The organism is Pedobacter sp. Leaf41, assembly GCF_001422545.1.
Classification (GTDB): domain Bacteria; phylum Bacteroidota; class Bacteroidia; order Sphingobacteriales; family Sphingobacteriaceae; genus Pedobacter.
In genome coordinates this window covers 44,050-56,149 of sequence record NZ_LMLE01000010.1, presented here as the reverse complement: position 1 = coordinate 56,149, position 12,100 = coordinate 44,050, and the positions used below count along the sequence as shown (strand labels likewise).

Annotated in this window: 7 protein-coding genes; 3 read left to right on the top strand and 4 right to left on the bottom strand. The window is 38.4% G+C overall.

The window, feature by feature from the left end:
• The gene (gene tgt / locus ASE92_RS16750; RefSeq protein WP_056851270.1) at positions 1–1,131 is read right to left on the bottom strand and encodes a tRNA guanosine(34) transglycosylase Tgt; all 1,131 of its coding nucleotides are present in this window, start codon (positions 1,129–1,131) and stop codon (positions 1–3) included.
• A gap of 136 nt (positions 1,132–1,267) precedes the next feature.
• Here tgt and ASE92_RS16745 point away from each other — a divergent pair, with 136 nt between their 5' ends.
• Both ASE92_RS16745 and rsmG read left to right on the top strand, forming a co-directional pair.
• Positions 1,268–2,440 carry a glycosyltransferase gene (locus ASE92_RS16745; RefSeq protein ID WP_235527384.1) on the top strand — a complete coding sequence of 391 codons (1,173 nt, stop codon included), beginning with the start codon at positions 1,268–1,270 and terminating at the stop codon, positions 2,438–2,440.
• Between the two features lie 25 nt (positions 2,441–2,465).
• The gene (rsmG, locus tag ASE92_RS16740; RefSeq protein ID WP_056851269.1) at positions 2,466–3,101 is read left to right on the top strand and encodes a 16S rRNA (guanine(527)-N(7))-methyltransferase RsmG; all 636 of its coding nucleotides are present in this window, start codon (positions 2,466–2,468) and stop codon (positions 3,099–3,101) included.
• On the opposite strand, the gene ASE92_RS16735 is transcribed toward rsmG, so the two are convergent.
• Both ASE92_RS16735 and smc read right to left on the bottom strand, forming a co-directional pair.
• A complete protein-coding gene (locus ASE92_RS16735; protein ID WP_082455112.1) occupies positions 3,102–4,076 on the bottom strand; it encodes a M28 family peptidase in 975 nt (324 codons plus the stop codon).
• A 494-nt stretch (positions 4,077–4,570) separates the two neighbouring features.
• Positions 4,571–8,110, bottom strand: a complete 3,540-nt coding sequence (smc, locus tag ASE92_RS16730) for a chromosome segregation protein SMC (RefSeq protein ID WP_056851267.1) — start codon at positions 8,108–8,110, stop codon at positions 4,571–4,573.
• A gap of 278 nt (positions 8,111–8,388) precedes the next feature.
• On the opposite strand from smc, the gene ASE92_RS16725 reads away from it, so the two are divergent.
• Entirely contained in the window at positions 8,389–9,534 is a 1,146-nt protein-coding gene (locus ASE92_RS16725) for an LGFP repeat-containing protein (protein ID WP_056851266.1), read from the top strand.
• Between the two features lie 47 nt (positions 9,535–9,581).
• Here ASE92_RS16725 and ASE92_RS16720 read toward each other — a convergent pair whose 3' ends face one another.
• On the bottom strand, positions 9,582–11,882 hold the full coding sequence (locus tag ASE92_RS16720; RefSeq protein WP_056851451.1) for an ATP-dependent helicase: 2,301 nt from the start codon (positions 11,880–11,882) through the stop codon (positions 9,582–9,584).
• Between the last annotated feature and the right edge of the window lie 218 nt (positions 11,883–12,100).

The following is a 12,100-nucleotide window of genomic DNA, read 5'->3' as shown; positions in this document are numbered from 1 at the left end:
TTATAGTTTATTGCCTAAAATTTTGACCATTTTGTTTTTCCATTCGTAAAATTCGCCAGCAATTATTTTTTCGCGGGCTTGCTTCACTAACCACAAATAGAAGTGCAAATTATGCAATGTTGCAATTTGTGCGCCAAGCATCTCTTTGCTATGAACGAGATGTCTTAGGTAAGCCTTGCTGGTCACCTGGTCAGTGTGTAAGTCACTTTCTGCATCTAAAGGAGAAAAATCATTTTCCCACTTCTTATTTCTGATATTGATTATCCCATTTCGGGTAAAAAGCATTCCGTTACGGGCATTTCTTGTAGGCATTACACAATCGAACATATCGACTCCAAGGGCAATGTTTTCCAGGATATTAATTGGTGTTCCAACGCCCATTAAATAACGGGGTTTTTCGTAAGGTAATATATCGCAAACCACTTCCGTCATCGCATACATTTCCTCAGCAGGCTCTCCAACAGATAAACCGCCAATGGCGTTGCCTTCACGGTTCATGCTGGCAATAAATTCTGCCGATTTTATCCGCAGATCTTTATAAACCGAGCCTTGTACAATAGGAAACAACGTTTGGTCGAAGCCATATTTTGGTTCTGTATTGTCAAAATGGGTACAACACCGTCTTAACCAGCGATGGGTCATTTTAATTGACTCTGCTGCATAGGTATAATCGCAAGGATAAGGTGTGCATTCATCGAAGGCCATAATAATATCAGCGCCAATCGTTCGCTGAATGTCCATAGCATATTCTGGTGTAAACAAATGTTTTGAGCCATCAATGTGCGAATGAAACGTTACGCCTTCCTCTCTTATCTTACGAACTTTACTTAACGAGTATACCTGATAACCGCCGCTATCTGTTAAAATCGGACGATCCCAACCTATAAATTTATGCAAACCTCCAGCACCTTCTAAAATATCCAACCCAGGTCTTAAATATAAATGGTAGGTATTTCCCAGTATAATTTGAGCTTCAATATCTTCCTTTAGCTCTCGCTGATGCACAGCCTTAACGGTTCCTGCGGTGCCAACAGGCATAAAAATTGGTGTTTGTATCTCCCCGTGGGCGGTTGTAACCGTTCCTGCTCTGGCTTTTGATAAAGGATCTTTAGCCTGTAAAGTAAATTTCATATAGGTTGCAAAAGTAACAAATTTAGCGCACCTGTAGGTAATGTTCTAGCGTTTAGTGCCTAAAGCTAATGAATAGAATGATCCCTAAAATTTACTTATTGGTTTATGCGACCTATTTTTTTCAACATCAGGCGGATTGCAGATTAAAAATGTGAAATTTGCGCCTATTTATTTTAACATCGTGATATTAACCCTGCTTGAAATTATTTTGCTCTCTTTATTGGCATTTTGCTTACTAGTGCAACTTTATTATGTTCTTTTCGTTCATTTGAAACTCGCTAATACCAGTATTGAAGAAGTACCCAAAATAGCTCAGAAGCCATTAAGTGTAATCATCTGTGCGAGAAATGAGATCAAAAATCTCGAACAATATCTTCCATCAGTGCTCAACCAGAATTACCCAAATTTTGAAGTTGTGGTGGTTAACGACCGCTCTTGGGATGGTACAGAAGAATTTTTGGAGGCCTGGGAGAAAAAGTATTCCAACCTGAAAGTAGTGAAGATTTTAGATAATGATAAATTCCTCGCGGGTAAAAAGTTTGCTGTTACCATGGGAATTAAGGCTGCAAAATACGATTGGTTGGTTTTTACTGATGCTGATTGTACACCTGCTTCTCAAAGTTGGTTAATGGATATGCAACAGCCAAGCGATGAAAATGTCGAAATCGTCTTGGGCTACTCACCTTATTTAAAGCGAACAGGCCTATTAAATGCCTTAATTCGTTTTGAAACTTTTTTTACAGCGGTAAACTATCTGGGTTTTGCTATAAAAGGGATGCCTTACATGGGAGTAGGTAGAAACATGGCCTATAAAAAATCGCTTTTTTTTAAGCACAAAGGTTTTGCCGCTCACATGCATATCCCTTCGGGGGATGATGATTTATTTGTTAACGCACATGCCAACAAGCACAATACCGAAATTAGAATGAATCAAGAAAGTCATGTTTGGAGTGAGCCGAACCATACCTGGGCCGGCTATCTGCGCCAAAAAAAGCGTCATTTCGGTGCGGGTAAAATGTATAAGCCGAAACATAAATTCATTTTAAGTCTGCAGATCATTATCCAATTTCTATTTTATGGATTCTTTGCAGGATGTATGTTTTTAAGCCGGGAAGCCCAGTATATTGCTGGTGGAATATTGCTGCTGAGCATCGTGATCAGGTGTTTCGTCTATCCAAAATTGTTGAAACGTTTAAACTATGGCGATTTACGTTGGTGGTTCCCGATTTTAGATATACTTTTGTTTTTCTTTTTAACCCTTAACGGATTTCTTGCCCTTTTTGGAAAGAAAAAAGTGAATTGGAAGTAAGTGAAAACCCTTTAAGAATTACCGCATGGCTGATGTAAAACCTGATATCATTCTAAAATATTTTCCTGATTTAACTGCGCAACAAATCGATCAGTTTGCGCAACTGTTTGAATTATACGTTTTTTGGAATGCTCAAATCAATGTAATTTCCAGAAAAGACATTGAAGAATTATACGAACGCCATGTACTGCATTCGCTTGGGATAGCAAAGATCTGTACTTTCAAAGCCGGTGAATCGGTTTTAGATGTGGGTACAGGCGGAGGTTTTCCTGGCATTCCATTAGCCATTTTGTTTCCAGAGACCCAGTTTCAATTGGTCGATTCAATTGGAAAAAAAATAAAAGTGGTTAAGGAAGTGGCTTCTGCTTTGGGATTGAATAATTTAAAAGCCGATCATTTAAGGGCAGAACAGGTTAAAGAAAAATTCAACTTTGTTGTCTCCAGAGCGGTAACTCGTTTAGGCGAATTTTATCCCTGGATTCAAGGTAAATTTAAAAAAGACGCCATTAATGCCATTCCAAATGGTATTTTATATTTGAAAGGTGGCGATTTAGATGAAGAAATAAAAGAATCAAAATTGAAAGCAGAATTGTATCCGCTTTCAGAATTTTTTGAGGAAGATTTTTTTGAAACTAAGTATGTGGTATATGTGCCGCAGTAATTAAAACTTATTAACCTTCTGCGGATTATCCATCATCCTCATTTTGTCTTTTAATGATTGTTGCAAGCCAGTTTGTTTATCTACTGCTTTAACAACCTCTAGAACAGCATTTGCGGCATCGCTGAAAAACTGTTTGGTGATGGTTGAATATTCATCTGTTGCTTTGTGATAATCCTTATGGTCTTCCACACCAAAATATAAAAAAGGAATATTTTTAGCATTGAATGCTCCTTGGTCGCTTTGGTTTGTCCAATCATCATGCCCCATTTTGGGGTCATCATGACCTAAAATAACTTTGATTTCTTTTCTGTTGGTATCAATATATTTCTTTAACTCTGGATATTTGAATGTACCAGCGATGTACAGTTCAGCTTTGTCGCTATGGCTAATCATATCCATATTTATGTTTACTGCTATGGTATTGATACTTACAGGTGGGTTAGCCACAAATGCTTTTGCGCCCTGTAAACCCATTTCTTCTGCATCAAATGAGGCGAAGATAATCGTATTGTTAGGCTTGTTCTTCGCAAAGTAGGCAGCAATTTTAAGTAAGCCTGCCGTACCCGATGCATTGTCATCGGCACCATTAAATACCTGATCCTTCACGACTCCCAAATGGTCGTAATGAGCTGAAACTACAATCACATCTGTTCCTTTGCCAGAAATGTAGCCAATGATATTTGTGCCGTTTACTTTTGCGCCACTTCTGGCATTAAATGTAAACTCTTGTGCGTACTTAACATTTTGAGGATAAGATTTTAGACCAAGTTTTTGAAAACGCTCAATAATGTAAGCTCTTGCCATTTCAGCACCTTTTGTGCCGGTTTTTCTCCCCTGATAGGCGTCGGAAGATAAAACTTCCACATCTTTTAAAAGTTGGTTATCTAGTTTGCCTGAGCCAGCGGAAGTTTGATTTTTAACTGAAGAACAGCAACTTAGCATCATGGCTAAGGGGATAATATAAAGGATTTTCATATTGTTTTTTTTCGTCATTGCGAGGCACGAAGCAACCCTAAAACTTAAACAGAAATTAAAGAAGGAGATTGCTTCATGCTTTGCAATGACGTGTGATTAAATTATGTTTAAAGATATTAATTATTGAGAGATTGAAATGGAAATATATTTTTATGCTGTTATGGAGTTGTGGTTTTGTCATGCTTCGTGACTACCATTGACGGTTTTAACTTTCCGTCATTGCCTGCCTGCGGCAGGCAGGCGAAATCGATTTTTCATCGGGAGAAGTTCCAGAGGAATACCTTTGGTAAAATCTAATTTGGTGTATTATTTTATTAAAGAGATTGTTTCGTGCCCCGCAACGACGAGCGTTCTTAACGTCATTTATATTGATTTTTATGAAATAAATTACTTCCTCAGCATGACAACAGTTAGATTATCTTCTGCAATTTAATAATGTTCTAGAAAGCATTTTTAGATATAAGTCTTCTGCTTTATCCGTTAAGCCTTTCAGCTTAAGCTGCAACTTCTCTTAAATCAACCGCTACAACTCTAGAGACACCCTGTTCTACCATCGTAACGCCATAAATAATGTCGGTACTGGCAATAGTTCTTTTGTTATGAGACACTATAATAAATTGAGATTGGTCGGAAAATTTCCTAATAATATTGTTAAACTTATCGATGTTGGTATCGTCCAATGGGGCATCAACCTCATCGAAAATACAGAATGGAGCAGGTTTCAAAAGGTAAAGTGAGAACAGTAAAGCAGTGGCAGTAAGAGTTTTTTCGCCCCCAGATAGCTGGTTGATTGATAACGGTCTTTTACCTTTAGGCCTCGCAACGATGTCTATATCTGCCTCTAAAGGATTGTTAACATCAGATAAGATCAAATCACAGCTGTCTTCCTCGTTAAAAAGAGACCGGAAAACCACAATGAAATGTTCACGTGCCTGTGTAAAAGCCTGCATAAATTTTTCTTTTGCAGTATCATCAATCTCTTTAATGGTTTGCAAAAGATCGGTTTTTGCCGCGTTGAGATCTTTTTTCTGATTTTGAATAAAGGTATACCGCTCTTCCATTTCCTTAAAGGCTTCCATCGCCATGGAGTTAATGGAACCAAATTCATCCAGTTGGCGCTTCATTTTTTCTACCTTCTGACGAATTTCAAACTCACTTTCAGATGCTTCTACTTCGCTTTCCGTATCCAGAAGATTGTTAATGTCGATATTGAATTCTACCGCTAATCGCTCTTTGAGCGAGTTTAGGTCGATTTTAAGTGTATTTTTTTTATCCTTTATCTCGGTTAAAAGGAAATCCGTTTCCTCCCGGCTCTTGCGAATATTGGTCAGATTATTCTCCAGCTCATTAATATTGCCTTTGCTTTCGATGTACTCTTTTTCAACATCAGCAAGACCTTTTTCCATTTCTTCACGCTGTTGATACATTTCTAAAAGTGTGTCATCGCTCAAATCGGTATGTTGTAAAGTTGCTGTAATTTGCGTTAAAGTGTCCTGAAGTTCTTTGTCATTTTGGGCAATGCGCTTGTTCAAAGCTTCTTCCTGTACAAACCGGTAGTCTAAATCTTTCTCCAGGCTCGATAGTTTGTTTTGTTGTTGATGGAAGCGGATATTGTCCTGGTTACACTTACCAGCTGAGTCATTTACCTGGTCGGCCAGCTCCTGATAATTGATTTGTTGTTCCTGCAGGTTTAAATGATCTTGCTGCTGCTTTCTTTGCAAATCAACCAAAGCAGGCAATTTTTCCGATAGAGATTTTTCTATGGAAACAATTTTTTGGGCGATATCGGTTTTGCGATTTTCACTGGTTGTAATAAATTCCTGGTATTGATCGCGACGTGTTTGAACAGAAATTTGTTCGTTAATGAAACGATTCAACTCTTGTTGCAAAGCATTAATCTGATTAACTTTTGAAGCCTCTTTTAGATTAAAAATATTATCAGTGTCAGCGGTTATTGCTGTAGTATATCGGTTAATTAGCGATTCTGAAGCTTTAATTTCCTTTGCTAAATTCTCCAGGTTTTTGGCACGACCGATTCTTTTACCCTCAAACAATCCTACTGAACCACCTGCCAAAGTGAACTTTGTCTGCGCATATTTTCCATTTTTTGCCAAAATGGTTACGGTTTCGGTTGATTTGGCTCTGAAAAGATTTTCCTGCTCTTCAACAGCGATATATACATTTTGCAAAAGTAAGTTGCAGAGATGCTGGTACTTTTTATCTACTTCGATAACAGATAGGGCTGAAATTAAGCCTTCATGTGTATTCAACGTTGGGTTTTTATCAGGGATATTTTCCAAAATGAAAAAGTTTGCCCGCCCACGACTAGCATCCGTCAATAAGTTAATTGCCTGAACGGCATCGGAATATTGATCAACCACATAATGGTTCATTACTGGTTCCAGATAATTCTCGATAGCAATCCGATAATCTTCATTACAGAACAAAATATCAGATAGGAGCAATGCACTTTTTGCGAAAGCATTGTTCTTTTTTAAGAAACGTATAGACTCTGGAAAGCCCTCCAAACTGTCTACAAGCGATTTTGTAAGGTTGTATTCATTCTGCTTGGCATCTTTCTTACGGTTTTCGGCCGTCAGTTTTTCCTTGTTAGTGCTTAAGCTAATTTCCGATTGAGTTAGTTTTTCCTTTAGAATTTCTTCAGCCTCTTTTAGCTGTTTAATCTGGCTTTGCTTTTCCGCAACCTGAATATCCAATTCAGCCAAAGCATGGTCAAAGGCTTTCAATTCTGATGTTTTTGTTTCAGTATCATCAAAATTTCTGTTGGTTTCCTGCACCAGGGCATCTTTTTGGATGTTTAAAATATCAATTTCCTTTTGCGATTGATAAACCTGGTTTTGTAATTCATTAACGGATTTTACCAAGTTTTCGACTCTATTTTTTTCTATCTGCTGTTGTTCGCGAAGCGTATCAAGAGAAGATTTCAGAAGTTTTAAGTCAGATTCCAGTTTGTTGAAAACTTCTGTTTCAATTAAAACCTCTTCATTCAAACGCTTGATATTGTATTTGATGTGGTTAACCTGGTTTTTATCTTTCTCCAGCTCTCCCGATAAACGCGTTTCTTTTTCTTGCAAGAAACGCATTTGTTCATTTTTTACTTTCTTTTCACTTTCGTAAGCACGAATTTTTGAAACCAGTTCGTTTGTTGCTTTTTGCTGAATGGAAAGGTTTTTTTCTTGATTTATACTGCCCAGTTTGAGCTTTTGCAGGTCAGCTTCATGAGTATCAATTTTGGTGCTGAGTTCAGTTCTTAGTACCTGCTGGTTTTGCTCCTGGCTCTCCAATGCATTTAAATCAGTACGAAAAAAAGCAATTCGATGGGTTCCCAATTCAACGCTTAGCTCGCGATATTGTTCTTTTAATTTATAATAGCGTTCGGCTTTACGAGCTTGATTTTCAAGTGTTTTTAAGTTTTTTTCAATTTCAAAAAGCAAGTCTTCCACACGCTCAAGGTCTGCCTCAGTATCTTTCAACTTGCTGAAAGTTTGTTTTTTGCGAAGTTTGTACTTCGATATTCCTGAGGCTTCTTCAAATAAAGATCGTCGGCTATGTTCTTTATTTGTAATGATTTCATCGACCATTTTTAGCTCGATAATAGAGTAACTATCTGAGCCAATTCCGGTGTCTAAGAATAAGTCGGTAATGTCTTTCAAACGGCATTGAACATCATTCAAACGGTATTCGCTATCGCCATTACGATAGAGTTTTCGGGTTACCGTAACCTGAGAGTAAGCTGTTGGGAGGATGTTTTTAGTATTATCAAAGCTTAAAGAAACCTCAGCTAATTGGGCTTGTTTACGGTTTTTTGTGCCATTGAAGATGATGTTTTCCATCTTCTCAGAACGCAGGGCTTTTGTACTTTGCTCACCAAGCACCCATCTCATGGCATCAATTACATTCGATTTTCCGCAACCGTTCGGGCCAACAATCGCTGTAACACCTTCATTAAAATTGATGGTCACCTTGTCGCCAAAGCTTTTAAATCCTTTAATTTCTAATCGGGTGAGTTGCATGGTGTTTCAACGAGAGAACGGAATCCAATATTAAGGAAATTTTGGGGTTTTTCAAGTGTTTGTTGTCCACGAAATAAATAAATTACAACGCATCAGTCAATTCTTAGCGCTAATGTCAAATTCTTACTCACTGATACTGGCAATTCGCTAGGTAGTAACCGTAATTTGCTCATTTCTCTGATTAACAGCAGTTTAATTTTACAACTTCGTATCAGCTTAATCGATTTAAGTGATGTAGTTAAAGAATTATTTTACCTCTTATTTAAACTATAAATGTTATGTCAAAGTTATCATCATTAAAAGTTTCTGTAGAAGCTTTAAAAGATTACAAGTTTCCTAAGAAACTAGAAACCGCAGTAATCTCAAGTATTGAGTCGAAGTTGAAAAAGCGCTTCGATGAATTGGGTGGAAGTAAATTTCTTGGTCAGCTTTTAAGGAAAGATGGGATTGCCTGGTACGGCGAATTGGCCTGTGTTTGTTACAATAGCAATACTAGATCTGTATTGGAAATCCATGGTGCCATTTATCAAAAGTGGGTCGCCTTAGGTGGCGTAAATTGGGGCATACCCAATACCGATGAATCGCCTTGCTGGGATGGAACAGGGCGATTCAATCACTTCAACGGCGATCAGGCCACCATCATATGGTCGCCACAGACTGGAGCTCAAGCAATTTGGGGCGACATTCGCCGGAGATGGGCAGATTTGGGTTGGGAAAGATCGTATTTAGGTTATCCAACCTCAGATGAAAGTAACTTTCCAGATGGTGGAAGGGTTAATTCCTTTCAACGCGGCGGTATTTACTGGTGGCCAGATACCGGTGCATTAGATTTAAATGATGTTGTGCTTCACTATACCGGCTTAGTTTGTTTGAGAGAAACAGGCGAAACATCGGGCGCAGACGAGCCATATGTATTGATGGGAGTGGTTTCACCATTTTCTAGTGCCGCCTTTAGATCGCAAACCTATAGCAGTGTAGATTCTGATACATCAAGACCTGACTTGATTGAAATTTACAGAGGCAAACCCAATGGTTTGATTCTTGAAATCACGTTAATGGAGAATGATCACGGTGATCCGGAAAAATTTAGAAAGGAAATTCAGACCGCTATGACAGCAGCGCATGGTTTAGGAACTGCCGCTTTGGGACTGATTCCCGTTGTTGGCGGTGCAATTGCAGCGGTGGTTGGTCCGTTGATTCAAAAATTTATTCCCGAGGTGGCGAAAGCGGTAAATAATTTATTTGGCTTTGGCGATGATAAGATTGGAAGCGAAAGGATTGTACTCACCGGGAAAGACCTTATCCTCCTGGCCAGACGAACCAACAATTCAAATTATAAAAATGTAGGTTACAAGTTTTCTACCAATAACCTTCGCGGCCACAATGCAAATTACAAAGTGTATTTTGGTATAGTGCCAGCTTAAATGGGGTTGTATTGATATTGTGTAAGGCAACTAAGCCTTATACAATATCAATTTTTCACAATCATTAGCTTTGCAAATTTCAATAACAACTGCTTGTTGCCTAAATCCTGGAAAAATACGGTTGCCTTAACATCGGGTAAATTTCCTTCCAGGCTAATAATCTTTCCAAAGCCAAATTTTTCGTGTTCTACTTCCATGCCACCTTGAAATTCGTGTGGTTGTGAGGGGGCGAAGCCAGGGCTTGGAACGTGTGCCTTTGCCAATAGCGAAGTTGTTTTCGGACGAGGCGGTGGGGCAGAAGTAGTGCTCGCAGGTTTGGGTTTGCTAAAGAAATCACGAGGTTGCGAAGTCCAGGTTTTGCGTTCATCATCAAAGTTGCCTTCAAAAACGTTGCTTTTAGCAGGTTTCACATCTAACTCTAAAAATCTGGGATTAATTTCGTTGATAAAACGGCTTGGCTCACAGTTAGTTAATGTTCCCCAACGGTAACGAGAAGTAGCATAGGTTATGGTTAGCTTAATTTCAGCACGTGTAATGGCCACATAAAATAACCGTCGTTCTTCTTCCAAATCGGAACGGGAATTAACCGACATTTGCGATGGAAAAAGGTTCTCCTCCAAGCCGACAATAAATACGTTTTTAAACTCCAAACCTTTGGCAGAGTGAATCGTCATCAACGAAACCGTATCCTTGTTTTTGTCGCCATCCTTATCATCATTGGTTAAAAGTGCTACATCCTGCATAAAAATATCCAGGCCTTTCTCTTCGATATCTTCACGCTCGGCAAACTCTTTGATACCATTTAATAACTCCTGAATGTTCTCGTATCTTGCCCTCCCTTCAACGCTATCATCGGTATAAAGTTCCTTCAATATACCTGCGTGTTGTGCAATAAACAAAGCTGAATCGTAAGCGTCAAGCTTTTTAGCCTCTGCCTGAAAGCTTTGAACCATCATCGAAAAGTCGTTCAGTTGGTTAGCCAATCGACCATCAACGTATTGATGCGCATTCGAAATTACATCCCACATGGTGATATTATTTTGATCGGCAGCTACGATGATTTTATCAATGGAAGTATCTCCAATTCCACGTTTTGGATAATTGATTACCCTTTTAATGGCTTCTTCATCCTTCGGATTAAAAGTTAAACGGAAGTAAGCAATTAAATCCTTGATCTCTTTACGTTGATAAAAAGAGGTACCTCCATATATTTTATAAGGAACATTCAGCTTGCGCAATCCTTCCTCCATTGCTCTGCTTTGCGCATTGGTACGGTACAGAATGGCAAAATCATGGTATTGGTAACCCTTTAAACCGCGTTCCTGTATAATTGATTCGGCAACCAATTTGCCCTCTTCATTATCAGTAAAAGCACGGGAAACCTTAATTCTATCGCCTTCTACATTTTCTGAAAAAACATTCTTTTCCAACTGATTTTTGTTGTTGGCGATAATGCTGCTTGCAGCATCAACAATATTTTGGGTAGAGCGGTAGTTCTGCTCTAGTTTATAAACCTTTAAATCAGGATAATCGCGTTCGAAGTTTAAGATGTTTTGAATGTTGGCTCCACGAAAGGCGTAGATACTTTGTGCATCATCTCCAACCACGCAAATGTTCTGGTAAGCAGCGGCCAGTTTTTTCACAATGGTATATTGAGAAAAGTTGGTATCCTGATACTCATCCACCATTAAATACCTGAATTTTTGTTGATATTTATTCAACACCTCAGGGTGTTCTTTTAGCAGAATATTGGTTTTAAATAGTAAGTCATCAAAATCCATGGCACCAGCCCTGAAACAGCGTTTCGCGTATTGCTCATAGATCTGGCCAATTAAAGGACGCTTGTTTTGAATGTCTTCGGCCTGAATCTGATCGTTTGATTGATATTCACCCCAGGAAATTAGATTATTTTTTGCAGAAGAAATACGTCCAAAAACAAAGTTTGCGGCATATAATTTATCGTCTAACTGCATTTCCTTTAAAATAGCACGGATAACACTCTTGCTATCATCGGTATCGTAAATAGTAAAGTTGTTTGGATAACCAATTTTTTCTGCCTCTACCCGTAAAATTTTGGCAAAAACAGAGTGAAAAGTACCCATCCAAATGTTTTTAGCCTCAGCGCCAACCACTTTCGAAATACGCTCTCGCATATCTTTACTGGCTTTGTTGGTAAAGGTTAAAACCAGAATATTAAAGGGGTCGGTTCCTGTTTGAATGAGGTGCGCTACACGATAAGTAATTACACGGGTTTTGCCCGAACCAGCACCTGCAACAATCATTACCGGTCCTTTTGTATTCTCTACTGCTGCTCTTTGTTGTGGGTTTAATCCTTCTAAATAGTCCAAATCGGCTCCTGTTTTTTTGAGGTTCAAAAATAACAATTCAAAAGTTTTTTATTGAATTTGTGGAGAAATAGAGGCCCGTGTTTTTTGAAAAGCAAAAGTCGCGTAAAATATAAACTTCGAAATAGTGATCACTAATTACATAATGAATAAGAGAACTGCAATCTATGTTGAAATCTCACTGGTTAAATTAGTTAGTGAATTGGCAATCATAGATAATT

Coding starts and splice junctions, on each gene's coding strand:
- smc (WP_056851267.1), bottom strand. CDS start 8,110: ATGCAACTCACCCGATTAGAAATTAAAGGATTTAAAAGCTTTGGCGAC.
- ASE92_RS16735 (WP_082455112.1), bottom strand. CDS start 4,076: ATGAAAATCCTTTATATTATCCCCTTAGCCATGATGCTAAGTTGCTGT.
- tgt (WP_056851270.1), bottom strand. CDS start 1,131: ATGAAATTTACTTTACAGGCTAAAGATCCTTTATCAAAAGCCAGAGCA.
- ASE92_RS16725 (WP_056851266.1), top strand. CDS start 8,389: ATGTCAAAGTTATCATCATTAAAAGTTTCTGTAGAAGCTTTAAAAGAT.
- rsmG (WP_056851269.1), top strand. CDS start 2,466: ATGGCTGATGTAAAACCTGATATCATTCTAAAATATTTTCCTGATTTA.